Origin of the sequence: Algibacter sp., from assembly GCF_039977455.1 — a bacterium.
Classification (GTDB): Bacteria; Bacteroidota; Bacteroidia; order Flavobacteriales; family Flavobacteriaceae; genus Algibacter_B.
The window spans coordinates 331,781-348,552 of sequence record NZ_JBDWDG010000016.1; the positions used below are offsets into that span (position 1 = coordinate 331,781).

Genomic DNA, 16,772 nt, shown 5'->3' on the forward strand with positions numbered 1-16,772 from the left:
AAAAGGTTATTTATATTACAGTTCCTTTTGGTATTGTTACACCGTTTTTAATTACAACAATGCCATCTCTTATACAATACGTTTCGGTTTCTGTATCTTCTAAATGTTTTCCTCCATTTATTCTAACATCATCTCCAATACGGCAATTTTTATCGAGGATGCAGTTTTTTATAAAGCAACGCTCGCCAATACCCATTAAATTTTCAATTTTATTGCTTTGCATATCGTCAAGAGATTCGTAATAATCTGCTCCCATCATATATGTATTTATAATAGTCGATTCTTTACCAATTCTTGAACGAATACCAATTACCGATTTTTCAATTTTAGCAGCCCCTATAATACAACCTTCCGATACTACAGCTTTGTCTAAAACCGTACCCGCAATTTTTGTTGTTGGTAACATTCTTGCGTGTGTGTATATACGTTTATCTCTATTGTATAAATCAAACTTAGGAATATCATCTGTTAATCCTAAATTGGCTTCAAAAAATGATTCTATAGTTCCAATATCTGTCCAATAACCTTCGTACTGATAGCTTAACGTTTTGTGTTTATCAATAGCCTGTGGTATAATTTCTTTCCCAAAATCGTTAGTATCTGGGTTTTTCATTAAATCTACCAGTAAATTTCTGTTAAACACGTAAATACCCATAGATGCTAGATAATTACGTCCTTGAGATTTCATGTCCTCACTTACCTCCGATGTCCAATCTGGTAATAAGCTGGCGTCTGGTTTTTCAATAAAAGAGGTGATTGTACTTTCGTCATTGGCTTTAAGGATACCAAAACCTGTAGCGTCTTTAGCATTTACAGGAATGGTTGCAATAGAAATTTCGGCTCCACTTTTTTCATGGGCTTCAATCATTTTATCATAATCCATTTGGTATAATTGATCGCCAGATAAAATTAAAGCATACTCAAAATCGTGTTGTAAAAAATGATGCATACTTTGTCTTACTGCATCAGCTGTTCCTTGAAACCAAGTTTTACTTTCTGGTGTTTGTTCTGCTGCTAATACATCCACAAAGGCACTACTAAAAAAACTAAAATGATAGGTGTTTTTAATATGTTTGTTTAATCCAGCAGAATTGAATTGCGTTAATACAAAAATACGTTTGATGTCTGCGTTAATACAATTTGAAATTGGAATATCTACCAATCTGTACTTTCCTGCTATTGATACTGCTGGTTTTGATCGTCGGTCTGTTAATGGATATAGTCTAGAACCTTGTCCACCACCCAGTACAATGGATAAAACTTTATTGTTAATCATATCTTTTGGTTTTTATAGTTTGTTTGTTAATTTATTTATATTATAGACTTATACAGGTCTTCAACTTGTTTGGCAATGGCAATCCAATCAAAATAATCTTCAACACGTTTTCTACCATTTTTTGCCATAGTTTCTCTTAGCGTTTTATCGCTAATAACCTTATTAACTCCGTTGGCCAAATCTCTTGAAAACTTATCGGGATCAATAGGTTCAAAAGGGGCTTCGGTTTGCTGCTCTAAAGGAATAAGCAAACCTGTTTCGCCATGTACAACAACCTCCTTAATACCTCCAACAGCGCTAGCAACAACGGCAGTATTACAAGCCATAGCTTCAATATTTATAATGCCGAAAGGTTCATAAATAGAAGGGCAACAAAATACATCGGCATGCGAGTATAATTGAATAATTTCTTCTTTTGTTACCATTTTATCAATCCAAATTACATTATTGCGTGTTTTTTGAACTTCGGTTACCGCGTCTTTCATTTCTTGTCCAATTTCCGGAGTATCTGGGGCGCCGGCACAAAGTACTATTTGGGTGTCTGGATCTATATATTTTATGGCATTTACTAAATGTATAATTCCCTTTTGGCGAGTAATTCTGCCCACAAAAAGCACATAAGGTTTGCTTTTATTAACACCATATTCATCTAGAGTAGATGTTTCTGGTGTGGTAATGTATTGTTGAAGGTTTATACCATTGTAAATAACATGTACTTTGCTTTCGTCAACATTAAAATGTTTTAAAACATCTTCTTTTGTTTCTTCGGAAACCGCAATAAGCGCATCGGCCATTTCGATAGCTGTTTTTTCAACCCATGATGAGGCATCATAACCTCGACCTAATTGTTCGCGTTTCCAGGGACGTAATGGCTCTAACGAGTGTGTGGTAATTACCAATGGTGTTCCGTAGCATAATTTGGCAACTATTCCCGCAAAATGTGCATACCAAGTATGACAATGTACCACGTCGGCATCAATAGGTTCTGCATTCATTTGAATACAGGTGCTTAAGGTTTTAAAAACAGACTTCAGTTTATCGTCGGCGCCATCAAAAACAGGATTATCAAAAGGGAAACCTTTAACTGTTAAGTTGTTTGATGTTGCATCTTGATCTCCAAAACACCTTACATCCATTTCAATTAATTTAGCCAATTCATCAGCTAAATATTCAACATGTACCCCTGCGCCACCATAAACATAGGGCGGAAATTCTCTTGTGTAAAAAAGTGCTTTCATATAAGAAAAAATGTAAAATAAAAGTATTTAAACCATACAACTAAAATGAAATATGATATTTAGAAATAACTTTTTATTATGATAAATTCAATAAAATACCTAGTCTATTTTATATAGGATGGTTTATTGAAAATCAAGCTAAAGCCTTCAAAAAATACTATTTTGTTAATAACAATTATTGCAAAAAAATGCAAAAAGAACATAATTATAAAATTAGGCAAATAGGGATTATTAACGTGTTTATAGCACGTTCAAGAAGTAATCCTATTTACTTTGTTATAAACATACAAAATATTTATTAACAATATTTGTGATGTTTTATTTTTATGAAAAAAAAGGCGTTTCTATGCTTAAAAGAAATTATCGATAAAAAAAATAAGAAAAATAGCATATTTCGTTTTAATCATTCAACCAATAACCTGAATACGTAAATAAATATCTTTGAAGATAATCTATTTTAAAAGGATTTGGTTGTTAATTTGATTAAAAACTCCTTTATAATTACGAATCAACTAAAATGAGCTAACGAAAATAGGTTGTTATTTGGTTTAATTTTGTAAGAATGGCTTTTTCCTAGGTTTGGCAGTTGAAAATGGTAACAAAATTGGTGGCAAAAATAGAAACAGAGATTGATACTAAAAGATATGGGCCTATTTATATTGTTTTAAAGAACGTTCTTGCATTAGAAAGCATTCATCATGAACATCTGATTTTAGGAAATAAAAAAGCTCCTGAAAACCTCAGAAGCTTTTAAATTTTAATAATTGTTTATTTTATTTAGGCCGTGTTGTTAATCATTCAGCTTCAAAACTGCCATAAACGCTTGCTGAGGTATTTCAACATTACCAACTTGACGCATTCGTTTTTTACCTTTTTTCTGTTTTTCAAGCAGTTTACGCTTACGCGAAATATCACCACCATAACATTTAGCGGTAACATCTTTACGAAGTGCTTTAATGGTTTCTCTAGAAATAATTTTGGCACCAACAGCAGCTTGAATTGGAATATCGAATTGCTGACGCGGAATTAATTCTTTAAGCTTCTCACACATCTTTTTACCAATGTTTTGAGCATTGTCGGCATGTATTAAGGCAGAAAGTGCATCAACCGTTTGGGCATTCAGTAAAATATCTAATCGCACTAATTTTGAAACCTTCATACCAATTGGATGGTAATCAAAAGAGGCATACCCTTTAGAGACTGTTTTTAATCTATCGTAAAAATCGAATACAATTTCCGCTAATGGCATTTCAAATGTTAATTCAACACGCTCGGTAGTTAAATACGTTTGGTTTATGATAAGTCCGCGCTTTTCAATACAAAGCGACATTACGTTACCAACAAAATCGGCTTTTGTAATTATGGTTGCTTTAATAAAAGGCTCTTCAACGCGGTTTACAGACGATGGTTCTGGTAAATCGGAAGGGTTATTTACAATAAATGCCTCATCAGGATTTTTATTGGTGTAAGCATGGTAAGATACATTGGGAACCGTAGTAATAACGGTCATATCAAACTCACGCTCTAAACGTTCCTGAATAATTTCCATGTGTAACATGCCTAAAAACCCGCAACGGAAACCAAAACCTAATGCTGCCGAACTTTCTGGTTGAAAGACTAACGATGCATCATTTAATTGTAATTTCTCCATCGAGGCCCGAAGCTCTTCGTAATCTTCAGTATCTACCGGATAAATACCGGCAAATACCATAGGTTTTACATCTTCAAAACCTTCTACAATATTGGTTGTTGGGTTAGCAAAATCGGTAATGGTATCACCAACTTTTACCTCTTTGGCAGTTTTAATTCCAGTAATTAAGTAACCAACATCACCAGCTTTTACGCTTTGTTTTGGGACCTGATTTAGTTTTAAAGTACCAACCTCATCGGCATAATATTCTTTATCTGTAGCAACAAATTTAATTTTTTGTCCTTTTTTAATTTCACCATTAAATACTCTAAAATACGTTTCAATACCTCTAAAGGTGTTGTAAACAGAATCGAAAATTAAGGCTTGTAAAGGTTCGTTAGGATCACCTTGTGGTGCAGGAATACGGTCTATAATAGCTGCTAAAATATTATCGACACCAAAGCCCGTTTTTCCACTAGCATGAATAACTTCCGATGGATCGCAACCTAATAAATCTACAATATCATCGGTTACTTCTTCTGGGTTGGCACTTGGTAAATCCACTTTATTAAGTACTGGAATAATTTCCAGATCGTTTTCTAAAGCTAAATATAAATTAGAAATAGTTTGTGCTTGTATACTTTGCGCAGCATCTACAATAAGTAGTGCACCTTCACAAGCGGCAATAGATCGAGATACTTCGTATGAGAAATCTACGTGACCAGGGGTGTCAATTAAATTTAAAACATATTTTTCGCCATTAAGTTCATAATCCATTTGTATGGCGTGCGATTTAATGGTAATACCACGTTCGCGCTCTAAATCCATACTATCTAGTAATTGCGCTTGTTGCTCTCTAGCAGTTACAGAGCCTGTATAATCTAATAAACGATCTGCAAGTGTGCTCTTACCGTGATCTATATGTGCAATAATGCAAAAATTTCTAATGTTTTTCATAGTCAACAATCTTCATAAAAAGATTCTGCAAATATAGATGTTTTAAATGAGGCTTTAATATTCAATACATGGAAATTGTATTATCTAACTATTTGAAATGTTCATTAGGCCTTAAAAGTTATTAATTTTTTATTTCAATTTCTTACTGTATTGCTTCAAAAAGCTTCAAGATACAATATATGTAAAAAAGTAATGTAGGAAATTAAACTATTAGCTACCTTTCAAGTCTTAATTATTGATGAATTCTATTTACGTCCAACCATGCTAAACCAACAATCTAAGACTACAAAGCAGATATTACAATGTGTTTTATTTTTAATTTTAGCTACCCATTATACGTTTTCTCAACAAAAACCTTCAGGCACAGAGGGAAGTAAGGCTATTCCAGATATAGAAAAAGTATACTTACATACCGATAGGTCTAATTATGTAATGGGTGAAGATTTATGGTATAAAGCCTATTTAGTTTATGCATTTAATAACTTACTTTTTGACCATAGTAATATTTTGTATGTAGAATTAATTGCCGCCAACTCTATAATAATTGCGCGTAATAAAACAAGATTGGACGAAGGTTTAGGTTATGGTGATTTTAAATTAACTGATTCGTTGGGAGTAAAACCCGGAAAATATCAAATTCGTGCGTATACTAATTGGATGCGAAATTTTGGTGAAGATTTTGTTTTTAGTAAAGAAATTGAAATTTTTGATGTTTTCGATAAAATTAATAAAAGCTCTCAAGACCCTTTATTACAAGCCACGGAGCCTAATAATATAAACGCAGTAACTAAAAGTGATATTAACCTACAGTTTTTTCCTGAAGGCGGATCGCTAATTGAAGATGTTTTAAGTGTTGTGGCTTTTAAAGCTGTTGATAGTCTTGGTAACCCTGTAGAGGTAAGAGGTAAAGTTTTTGATGCTAATGGGACCTTAGTTACCTTGTTAGGGAGTTTGCATGATGGTATGGGTAAGTTTATAATAACGCCTAAAAAAGGGGAAAGGTATTACGCGAAAATCACCAACTCAAATGGAGAGGAAATTTTAGAGGTTAAGCTTCCCAAAGCTAAAGATCAAGGCTATTTATTAAGTGCTGTTAATGTTAGAGGAAAGGAAATGATAAGCATTAAAACGAATGCGATTACCATAGCCAATTATCAAAGTGCGCCAGTTAAAATAGTGTGCACATCAAGAGGGGTTTCATATTTTGAAGGCTCTCAACCTTTAAGTCAAACCAGCATCACATTTGAGTTGCCTAAAACAAATTTACCCGAAGGAATTTTGCAAATAACCTTGTATGATGCGCTTTTAAGACCGCAAAGTGAACGCTTAATTTATATTGAAAAAAATAAAGACATTAACGTGGTTTTAAATACAGCAAAAGACGTTTATAAACCAAATGAAAAAGTAACCGTAAACATTTCTTCTAAAACCAAAACGGGAGAAGCTGTACCAGCTAGTTTTTCGTTAAGTAGTGTCGATGTAAACGGTATGCAAGACTTTAAAGATTTTGGTACTAATATTTGTTCTTATTTTTTGTTGGAGTCTGATATTAGAGGAAAAGTACACAACCCGAGTTATTATTTTGATAGAACTAACCCAAGACGATTAGCGTATTTGGATTTTTTATTGCTAACCCAGGGCTGGAGAGATTTTTTATGGAAAGAAATGCCCAAAATTAACCCGTATAAAGAAACTTATATTGCAGAAAAAGGAATCACCATTTCAGGAACGGTAAAACAAATTGAAGGTGATATCCCAAAACCTAATAACACAGTTCTTTTAAACATGTTTAATAAAGGGAAAATGAGGTCTCTTACTGGAGTAACAGATTCTAAAGGTGAGTTTAAATTTGAAAATTTGGTTTTTATGGGACCAACTACCATGATGTTAAACACCAAAAATGATAAAAAGAAAGAACGTGGTATGTTTGAGTTAGATTCCCTTCACTTACCGCCTTTGGCTTCTAACTTTTCAAGGGATAGTACTATTGTATCATCAAAAAGTTCGACCATAAAAAACAATATTTATAGAAAAAATATAGCCTTTGGTATTTCAGGTGAAACGGTTTTAGACGCCGTAGAACTTAATGGTAAGGGCAAAAGTGACGTACCTAAAAGTTTGTATGGTACACCTGACGATAGTTATATTATTGATGAAGATACACCACATTTTTCTAGTATTTATTTATTACTTCAGTTTAAAATACCAGGAATACAAGTTAGTGGAACTTCAATTAAATTCTTCGGAAATTCAGGATCGGCACAAATAAGAATTGATGGCGTGCCTTTTGATGGCGATATTGGGTTTATTTACCCTGACGATGTTGCTAAAGTAGAATCTATGAATGGACCAAGTGCCTCTGTATTTGGATTGGACGGGGCAAATGGCGTAATATTAATATATTTAAAGGAAGGCGCTCTTAACAGGCGAAGTAAATCGAAAGAGAAACCACATTCCATAACAAAACAAATTGAAGGGCTATATGATGCGCGTATTTTTTATTCGCCAAAACTAGAGGCTATTTCTTTTGTGGTGGATAATAGCGATGCTATAAGAAACACACTGTATTGGAATGCTTTTGTTCATCCAGATGAAACAGGAAATACCCAAATAAATTATTATAATACTGAGGTTGAAACCGATGTGAAAGTTACTTTAGAAGGACTTACCGCAACAGGTATACCTATTGTGGTTAAGACGCAATATGCCATTAAGAAATAATAGTGATTTTTATTTTTTTGTCTTATTTATATACCTGGTTGTGGTATGATTTGTGTCACAAGAATTTTAAACTAATTAATAAACCGAACTAAAACAATATAAATGCACCATTCATTAAACCAAAAATTAAAACATAAAACGCTATTTTTTTTAATTTTAATGGTGGTCTCGATTCCGTTATTTTCTCAAGACAAGCCATCTATTCCAGATATAGAAAAAGTATATCTACATACCGACAGAAGCACTTATTTAGCAGGAGAATCTATATGGTACAAGGCGTATTTGGTGTATGCTTACAATCATTTATTGTTTGATCATAGTGGTATTTTGTATGTCGAGTTGGTATCGCCAGACTCTAGAGTTATAGCGCGTAATAACACCAAATTAATAGGCGGATTAGGTCATGGCGATTTTGAACTAACAAAATCTAACGGAATAAATAAGTTGGGTAAATATCAAATTCGAGCGTATACCAATTGGTCTCGAAACTTTGGAAGTGATTTTGTGTTTAAAAAAGAAATTGAAATTATAGATGTTTTTGAATCTCAAAAGCGCGCCAATAGTGCAGCGGCAATTTCTAAGATGGATAATAATAATCAAAATACAATATCAATTACAAAAGCAAATTTAGACATTCAATTTTTCCCAGAAGGCGGATCATTGCTCGAAAATGTTGCTAGTGTTGTAGCATTTAAGGCAGCCGATAAAAATGGGAATCCGGTAAAAATACAAGGGCAAATTCTTGATGCTAAAAACGAGGTAGTAACCATGTTTGCAAGTGTACATGATGGTATGGGGAACTTTGTTTTAAAACCAGTTAAGGGAGAAAAATACCATGCTAAAATTACGGTGGCTAATACTACTGAAATTGAGGTGCCGCTTCCAGGAGTAATCGCTGAAGGCTTTGTTTTAGGAGCTAGAAAAATAAAAGACACCGATATTTTAAGCATAAAAACCAATGAGTACACTTTATTAAAATATCCAAATTCTAATATAACTTTACGATATGCTTCTAGAGGAGTTTCTTATTTTGAAGAAACAGTAAGCTTAACCAAAGGTAGTTTGTCTTTACAATTACCAAAAGACAATCTGCCAGAAGGTATTTCTCAAATTACATTGTATGATGAAGAAGGCCGCCCACAAAGTGAACGTTTGGTTTACATCAATAAAAATCAGGATGTAAATGTTGGTTTAAGTACCAATAAAAGATCTTATAAGCCACGCGAAAAAGTAATTTTAAAGGTGTCCTCTAAAAATAGTTTAGGAGAAGCGGTTGCTGCAAGTTACTCATTAGCAAGTACCGATCTTAATGGTGTTAAAAACGAAGAGGACTATGGCACAAACATTAGTTCTTACTTTTTGATGGAATCGGATATTCAAGGAAAAGTTCACGATGCAGGTTATTATTTTGACGCTAATAACATTAATAGATTTAGGTTTTTAGATTTGTTGCTTTTAACACAAGGCTGGAGAGATTTTTTATGGAAACAATTGCCGGAGGTAAAAGAAAACCCTGCTTATAAGGTTGAAAAAGGCATTAATATTAGTGGCCGAGTAAAGCAACTTTTTGGAAATAAACCAGCAGTTGGCAATACCATTTCCTTGGCTGTTTTTAATAAATCCATAGAATCATTTACTGAAATTACAGACAATGACGGTGCATTTAGTTTTAACGATTTAGCAATTACAGGTAAGGCACGTATTATGTTAAATACAAAAAATAAAAAAGGTAAAAACAACGGTATGTTTGTTCTCGATTCTATTTTTAGTGCGCCCATTGCAGTCGATTATAAGGCTAAAACTGAAAGCACTAACCATACAACAGAAATGAGCATTCTATCAAATAATATTTATAGAAAGCATATCGAGTTTGATGTGTTGCCAGAAAATATTTTGGATGAGGTAGTTTTAACAGGAAAAAAGAAAGAAGCTACCATGAAAACCATGTATAGCAATTTAGCAAATAGTTATACCATAGAAACAGATACGTCGCCATTTACAGATATTTTTCAGTTACTAACACAAGCTGTGCCGTTACTTGAAATTGTAAACAATGAATTAATTAAGTTTAGTAGAAACAGTGGAGGTGCACTTATAGTAATAAACGATACTACTATTTTAGACCCAAGTATTGATGAAACCGAGCCTTTAAACATCTATAATTATTTAAGCAGCTTTCATCCGGACGATATTCTAAAAATAGACTCAGATAATAGTGCCGTTGCTACTATGATGTTTGGTAGTGCGGGTCAAAATGGTGTTATCATGATTTACACAAAAACTAATAAAGATTATACTTCAGGCCCAACAAAAAAGGATTTACAATCTATTAAAAAACAGATTGTCGGTTATTATGAAGCTCGTGTTTTTTATTCGCCAGACTTAAAAAATGCTACCGAAAAAAACAGGAATGCAGCCATACGTAATACCTTATATTGGAATCCATATGTTCATCCAGATCCTACAGGAAATTCACAAGTGGAGTATTATAACAGTGCTGTAGAAACCGAAGTAAAAATAACTTTAGAAGGTATTACTGCAACAGGTATTCCAATTGTGGTAAAAACTAATTACAGTATCGAGAAATAATAAGTGTTTAGGCAACTTACTACGTTAAATGGTTCAAGAAGGAATTTGTAAAACCTTCAATTTTTATAAAAATAGGCGATTTTATGGTACATTTGGAACTTATGAGAGCTATAATTTTATTACCATTTTTAATTTTTAACGTCTTTGGTGCTTTTGCGCAAATAAGTAATGTTTCAGAAGAGTTTTTGTTGCCAGCTAGTTTATCTGAATCTTCGGGTATTATCTATTTTAATAATAAACTTATAACACATAACGATTCTGGTGGCGAAAACAAGCTTTATGAAATAGATGTAAATACCGAACAAATAACCAGAACGGTAACCATCAGTAACGCGACAAATGCAGATTGGGAAGATATTACACAAGACGACACCTCAATTTATATAGGTGATATTGGTAATAATAATGGTAATAGAACCAATTTAAAAATCTATAAAATTAGTAAAGCAGATTATACAACCTCTACAACTATTACTGCCCAAATTATAGATTTTAGCTATACCGATCAAACCGATTTTACGGCAAATCCCAATAACAATATTTGGGATGCCGAAGCATTGGTGTCTTATAACGCCGATAATTTAATGCTGTTTACAAAAAACTGGGTAGATGGTGTTACCAAGGCTTATGTAATACCTAAAATTCCAGGTACACATGTAGTAAGTGCGCAACCTACAACGCTAAGTAGTAACGGACTTATTTCGGGCGGAACCTATAATCCAGCCACAGGAAAATTATATTTGGTAGGTTATACAGAAGCACTGATGCCTTTTGTTTGGGATTGCGAAGGTTTTAATACAGCAGATGTGTTTTCAGGAACCAACACCCAAACGCAACTATCAACTTTAGGGCAAGAGCAAGCCGAAGCTATCACGTTTATAGATGAAAACAGCTATTATATTACTTCGGAGTCTTTTTCATTTACTGCGGGTGGTTTTACCGTTTCAGACGATGCTAAACTTGTTTCATTTTCAACAAACGACGAGGTGTTATCTAACCCCAAAATTAAAACAGACAACCTGGTAGCATTGTACCCTAATCCAGCAACACAAGTTTTAAATGTTAAAAGTAACGAAGCTTTTTTGTCGGTCGAAATTTTCAATTCACAATTCAAAAAACTTTATCAAGGGCAGGAAGATACTATCAATTTAACCACATTCAGTCCCGGGCTTTATTTTGTGAAAGTGCACTTAAACACTAATTTATATGCTGTTAAAAAGCTTGTAAAACAATAGGTATATTTCTAGGTGTTATGGTTTTAAGTAGTAATTAATTTTCTAATGCATCATGCGGGTTTAATACTTCATCGTATATTTGTGCCCAATTAATCTATTTAATAGTTTTTTAAATGTCGATTGAGCACCTTTTTGTTGTAGGGGCTTGCAGGAAAGATAAATATCAAGAAAATTTAATTCATTCCATTTTTTTAACCGGCAATTAAAAAGCATTGAATTTAGGTTAGCGTAAATTAAGCAAGCGCTTAAGGTAGCTTTTGTAAAAAGTAAAAAACGTTACAAGAAAAAAATCACAGAATTAGACAAAAAATATTTTGGTAAAAATAGACAATATAGAACTTCCTGATTTTCCATTGCTTTTAGCGCCAATGGAAGATGTTAGCGACCCACCGTTTCGTGCACTATGTAAAGAGCAAGGTGCCGATGTGGTGTATACCGAGTTTGTATCTAGCGAAGGTTTAATTCGTAATGCGGCAAAAAGCGTTATGAAACTGGATATTTATGAAAAAGAGCGTCCAGTAGGTATTCAAATTTTCGGAGCTAATTTGGATAGCATGTTGCAAACTATTGATATTGTTGCCGAGTCCAAACCAGATATTATTGATATTAATTTTGGATGTCCCGTTAAAAAAGTAGTAAGTAAAGGAGCAGGTGCAGGTATACTAAAAGATGTCTGTTTAATGGAACAGCTTACTGCCGAAATGGTAAAACGTACCAACATTCCTATAACTGTAAAAACCCGTTTAGGTTGGGATCACGATTCTATAAAAATTGTTGAAGTTGCCGAGCGTTTGCAAGATGTAGGTTGTAAAGCCATTGCCATACATGGTAGAACCCGGGCGCAGATGTATAAAGGCGATGCCGATTGGAAACCTATTGCACAAGTAAAAAACAATCCACGCATGCACATTCCGGTGTTTGGAAATGGCGATATTATAAGTCCGGAGCGCGCTATGGAAATGCGTGACGATTATGGATTGGATGGCGCTATGATTGGGCGAGCAACCATTGGGAACCCTTGGTTTTTTAAACAGGTAAAACACTTTTTTAAAACCGGTGAGCATTTAGCACCAATATCCTTGGAAGAACGTGTTGAGGCGGCACGCCGTCACCTACAAATGTCTATCGATTGGAAAGGCGAGGTTTTAGGTGTTTTTGAAACCCGAAGACACTATACCAACTACTTTAAAGGCATTCCACATTTTAAGGAACACCGTATGAAAATGGTGACTTCGGATCATTCTGAAGACGTTTTTGCAGCATTCGACGAGGTTCTAGAAAAGTTTGCAGGATATCAATTTACCGAGTAGTTTAATTATTAGAGCAAATGGCAAGCCACCGCGCTATTCGCTATACCTTTTTGCAAAAAGGCAAAAAGGGTGCCGCTACTATCGCTTTTGTACCCATCAGCTAAAGTCGGTTTTAAACCAAAGCCCCGTTTGCACCAATAACCTGTCCGGAAATCCATTTAGATTCATCACTGGCTAAAAACACAACAACATGAGCAATATCAATTGGTTTTGCTAGTCTGTTAAAGGCATTCATACCACTGAGTTTATCAATAAACTCTTGAGATTTTCCTTTTAAAAACAACTCGGTTTCCGTAGCTCCAGGAGCAAGTGCATTAACCGAAATACCACGCCCGATTTCTTTAGAAAAGACACGTGTCATTTGTTCTACAGCTGCTTTTGTCGATGAATAAATACCATAGGTTGGAAACATTAATTTTGCTGTACTTGATGATATATTAATAATATTACCGTTATCGGCCAATTTACTATCTGCTTCTTGTAGTGTATTAAAAACACCTTTAACATTAACATTAAATTGACTATCAAAGTCATCCTCGGTGCAATCCTTAAGTAATTTAGAAGTCATAATACCAGCATTGTTTACTAAAACATCAATTTTACCATAAGTCTCAATGGCTTTATCAAAGAGATTTACAACATCGGCTTTTTGACTAACATCCGCTTTTACAGAAATAGCTGCACCGCCATTTTTAACAATAGTGTCTACCGTTTCTTGAGCTTCTTCTTCACTATTAGAATGGTTAACAATTACTTTTGCGCCATTTTTTGCTAACTGTATAGCAATTTCTTTTCCTATGCCTTTAGATGATCCGGTTACTATTATAACTTTTTTTTCTAGATTCATAATATGTATTATTTAAGAGCAATTAGTTTATTTGCTATCATGATTAAATTAGATTCTGATAATTCTGGCTTAGTTGCTAGTGGATACAATTGAGCTCCCGGACGACTAATAAAAGCGCCTCTCCAATTAGCCCATAGTGCACCAGCAATATCCCAACCATGTGCGGCTACCAACATGCATTCGTTAGGTTGAACACCCATTTTTCTTGCTGCCCAATCGTAAGCATCGGCATGTGGTTTAAATTTACCCATATCTTCAATGCTTAAACGTTGTTCAAAATATTCGGTTAATCCAGCGTTTTTAAATTGGGTCTCCACGCCTTTATTAGATGAGTTTGTGAAAGATACTAAAGTATATCCAGCATCTTTTAAACTTTGCAAAGCTTGTTTTACTTCTGGGTGTGCAGGTATAGAACGTAATGGTCCTAAAATAGCTTCTCTTCCTTCCTCTTCGGTTATCGAAATATTATGGTTAGCAGCAACCATTTGTAGTGCTGCAGAGCCTATAATTCCAAAATCATTATACTGTCTACCAACGGTAGTTACCAAAGAATATTGTAACATGGTAGTAAACCAAAGTGGTAATAAATCTGGGCGATTGCCTAATACTTTACCAACACTTTCTTTCATGGCTGTTAAATCGAGTAGGGTTTCGTTTACATCAAAAAACAATACTTTGGGTGCTTTGCTAGATGCTGTGTTTGTGGTTTCATTATTTGCTGAGGCAAATGCTAAGTGTGGTGCAGCTAAACCTACCATAGCTGATTTCTTTAAAAAATCTCTCCTTTTGTTTGTGTTCTTTTTCATAGCAATTCTTGTTTTATAAAACATACCATTAGGTATGTTTTTAGTGTAAAAAAATATTAATTTTTAATTTGTTCTAAATAAATAGATAGTCCTGCGATGTATTGGTCTAAAATAACATCGGTATCATAAAGTTTTCTAATGCCTCTTACACCTTCAAAAGCGCTAATTAAATACACGGCAACGGCTTCGCTAGATGTGGTTTTCTTAATAGAGCCTTCTGCTTTACCGCGTTCTAATAATTGGATTAAGGCATCGCGCCACCTATCAATTATTTGTTTTAGTGCCATTTGGTATGCGGTTTCAAAATCGCCAATTTCGTTTATAAAATTGTTTGTTGGGCAACCATGTTTTTTCTCGTGTAAAGAGAAAGATTTTAACCTTTCCGAAAACGTATTTTCTAGTATATCTACTACATTTCCGGTTTGTTGCAAAGGCTCTATCATGCCTTTAAAAACGCGTTCTTGTAGTTTGGAGCTTATTACGGCAAGACCTAATTCTTTTTTGTTTTTATAATGATGGTAAAACGCCCCTTTTGTGAGTTTGGTGGTTTTCATTATAGTGTCTACACTCGTGGTTTTAAATCCGTTTTTATAAAATAGTTTAAAAGACTCGTTGAGTATAGTCTGTTTTGTGAATTCCGATTTTTGCTCCTGTAACATATTACAAAGGTATATAAAAAATACTAGTAGGTATGTTTTTTAACTTTTTCTGGTAAGTTATATGTAGTGCGGATAAAAATAATTTGTGTGTTATGCTATTTGTTGGAAGATAAACCTGCGAGAAGGATTGATGCGGCATCCTTTTTTGTAAGCTTAAAATAGTTTGTAATTTAGGTTATATCTAGTTTGAATTAAAAAATAACGGTTGTAGAAGGCTAACTAAAAGTGCTTACAAAAAAGATATAGCGGAAAGCCTGTTTGCCATTTTTCTTGGCAACTCGCCCAAATAACTTATACGGTTTTTACCATGTTTTTAGTAATACGTGCCGATGCAATTTTTGAAGCCACCACGCCTAGGACAGAAATGGTAATAAAAACTAAAATAATGTTTTCGAATTTTATAGTAACAGGATAGGCTAATGTTGGGGTTATCATGACCAAGCTAAACGTTTTTTGTAGTCCTGTAATAATAAGTGCTAAAATTAATCCAATAATACCACCCACAATACTCATTAAACTACCTTGATAAAAGAAGATTTTCTTGATGTCTTTAATAGTGGCGCCTATATTAAATAAGGTGTTTAAACTACGTTTTTTGTCCAACATCATCATTATTAACGAACCAATAACGTTGAAAAAGGCAATAATTAAAACAAGGGTAAAAATGAGGTAAACAGCTAAATTTTCGGTGTTTAGCATTTTATATAAGGCATCGTTTAATTGGGCTCTATTTTTTAATATAATTTTATCGCCTAAAATAGCTTTTATGTTTGTTTTGGCTTGAGTTTCATCAACACCTTTTTTTAATTTAAATTCTATTGATGTTATTTGATTAGGCTTATAACTTAATAAGTTTCTAGCTAAATCTATTGGTGCATAAATATAGGCATCGTTTAGCTGTTCGTTTATATTAAACACACCAACACTAATTGCTTTTACGGTATTAAATGCATTTTTGGTAGAGGTTATTTGGGATTTTCCGGGTTTTGGAACATATACCGTAATTGGTTTTGTAAAATCTAAAACGCCTAAGGATAAACTGTTGGAAATGCCCCAACCTAACACAAGTTGATTCGATTTTTGTTCTAACCAATTGCCATGGTCTAGCGTTGAGTCGATTGCTACAACATCTTGAAAATGTTTATCGACCCCTTTAATAAAGGCAAAACTATTTTTGTCATCAACAGTTAAAAATATGCGCTCTTCAATAATTTTTGAGTAGCTAGCAATATCTGATAATGCATCGAGTTTCAAAGTTTCAGCTTCTGTTAGTAAAAAGGATTTACCAAGAGTGGTTTCAGCTTTTAAATCAGGATCAACTTGACTAGTAAACTCTAATGTAAAATCTTTTAAACCGGCGAACCCAGAAAGCACAACAAATAATGAAGCCGACCCTAATATAACGCCTATTATAGCTATGTATGTAATAAAATTTATAGCGTTGTTAGAACTCTTGGAGCGTAGGTAACGTTTTGCTATGTATAATGGGAAGCTCAATTAAAAA

The 16,772-nt window shown here is 33.8% G+C and carries 11 protein-coding genes; 4 read left to right on the top strand and 7 right to left on the bottom strand.

Features of this window, described 5'->3' with window-relative positions; all coding sequences use genetic code 11:
* Positions 1-10 precede the first annotated feature (10 nt).
* The 3 genes from ABJM36_RS07405 to lepA form a co-directional block, all read right to left on the bottom strand.
* Positions 11-1,276, bottom strand: coding sequence for a glucose-1-phosphate adenylyltransferase (locus ABJM36_RS07405; RefSeq protein ID WP_348450748.1), 1,266 nt, complete (start codon positions 1,274-1,276; stop codon positions 11-13).
* A gap of 35 nt (positions 1,277-1,311) precedes the next feature.
* On the bottom strand, positions 1,312-2,514 hold the full coding sequence (gene glgA, locus ABJM36_RS07410; protein ID WP_348450750.1) for a glycogen synthase: 1,203 nt from the start codon (positions 2,512-2,514) through the stop codon (positions 1,312-1,314).
* A gap of 790 nt (positions 2,515-3,304) precedes the next feature.
* Complete coding sequence (gene lepA, locus ABJM36_RS07415; protein ID WP_348450752.1) at positions 3,305-5,101, bottom strand: translation elongation factor 4; 1,797 nt, start codon at positions 5,099-5,101, stop codon at positions 3,305-3,307.
* 261 nt (positions 5,102-5,362) lie between these two features.
* Here lepA and ABJM36_RS07420 point away from each other — a divergent pair, with 261 nt between their 5' ends.
* From ABJM36_RS07420 to dusB, 4 genes are all read left to right on the top strand, one after another.
* Positions 5,363-7,822: a hypothetical protein gene (locus tag ABJM36_RS07420; RefSeq protein WP_348450754.1), complete on the top strand. Its 2,460-nt coding sequence runs from the start codon at positions 5,363-5,365 to the stop codon at positions 7,820-7,822.
* A gap of 102 nt (positions 7,823-7,924) precedes the next feature.
* The gene (locus tag ABJM36_RS07425) at positions 7,925-10,411 is read left to right on the top strand and encodes a hypothetical protein (RefSeq protein ID WP_348450756.1); all 2,487 of its coding nucleotides are present in this window, start codon (positions 7,925-7,927) and stop codon (positions 10,409-10,411) included.
* Between the two features lie 101 nt (positions 10,412-10,512).
* A complete protein-coding gene (locus ABJM36_RS07430) occupies positions 10,513-11,646 on the top strand; it encodes a T9SS type A sorting domain-containing protein (RefSeq protein WP_348450758.1) in 1,134 nt (377 codons plus the stop codon).
* Between the two features lie 314 nt (positions 11,647-11,960).
* Positions 11,961-12,956, top strand: coding sequence for a tRNA dihydrouridine synthase DusB (dusB, locus tag ABJM36_RS07435; RefSeq protein WP_348450760.1), 996 nt, complete (start codon positions 11,961-11,963; stop codon positions 12,954-12,956).
* 112 nt (positions 12,957-13,068) lie between these two features.
* On the opposite strand, the gene ABJM36_RS07440 is transcribed toward dusB, so the two are convergent.
* The 4 genes from ABJM36_RS07440 to ABJM36_RS07455 all read right to left on the bottom strand — a co-directional run bounded on the left by ABJM36_RS07440 (position 13,069) and on the right by ABJM36_RS07455 (position 16,765).
* Complete coding sequence (locus ABJM36_RS07440) at positions 13,069-13,803, bottom strand: SDR family oxidoreductase (RefSeq protein WP_348450762.1); 735 nt, start codon at positions 13,801-13,803, stop codon at positions 13,069-13,071.
* Positions 13,804-13,811: 8 nt separating this feature from the next.
* A complete protein-coding gene (locus tag ABJM36_RS07445; RefSeq protein ID WP_348450764.1) occupies positions 13,812-14,609 on the bottom strand; it encodes a haloacid dehalogenase type II in 798 nt (265 codons plus the stop codon).
* A gap of 56 nt (positions 14,610-14,665) precedes the next feature.
* A complete protein-coding gene (locus ABJM36_RS07450) occupies positions 14,666-15,268 on the bottom strand; it encodes a TetR/AcrR family transcriptional regulator (RefSeq protein WP_348450766.1) in 603 nt (200 codons plus the stop codon).
* A 291-nt stretch (positions 15,269-15,559) separates the two neighbouring features.
* Positions 15,560-16,765, bottom strand: a complete 1,206-nt coding sequence (locus ABJM36_RS07455) for an FtsX-like permease family protein (protein ID WP_348450768.1) — start codon at positions 16,763-16,765, stop codon at positions 15,560-15,562.
* Between the last annotated feature and the right edge of the window lie 7 nt (positions 16,766-16,772).

Coding starts and splice junctions, on each gene's coding strand:
- ABJM36_RS07405 (WP_348450748.1), bottom strand. CDS start 1,276: ATGATTAACAATAAAGTTTTATCCATTGTACTGGGTGGTGGACAAGGT.
- glgA (WP_348450750.1), bottom strand. CDS start 2,514: ATGAAAGCACTTTTTTACACAAGAGAATTTCCGCCCTATGTTTATGGT.
- lepA (WP_348450752.1), bottom strand. CDS start 5,101: ATGAAAAACATTAGAAATTTTTGCATTATTGCACATATAGATCACGGT.
- ABJM36_RS07420 (WP_348450754.1), top strand. CDS start 5,363: ATGCTAAACCAACAATCTAAGACTACAAAGCAGATATTACAATGTGTT.
- ABJM36_RS07425 (WP_348450756.1), top strand. CDS start 7,925: ATGCACCATTCATTAAACCAAAAATTAAAACATAAAACGCTATTTTTT.
- ABJM36_RS07430 (WP_348450758.1), top strand. CDS start 10,513: ATGAGAGCTATAATTTTATTACCATTTTTAATTTTTAACGTCTTTGGT.
- ABJM36_RS07440 (WP_348450762.1), bottom strand. CDS start 13,803: ATGAATCTAGAAAAAAAAGTTATAATAGTAACCGGATCATCTAAAGGC.
- ABJM36_RS07445 (WP_348450764.1), bottom strand. CDS start 14,609: ATGAAAAAGAACACAAACAAAAGGAGAGATTTTTTAAAGAAATCAGCT.
- ABJM36_RS07450 (WP_348450766.1), bottom strand. CDS start 15,268: ATGTTACAGGAGCAAAAATCGGAATTCACAAAACAGACTATACTCAAC.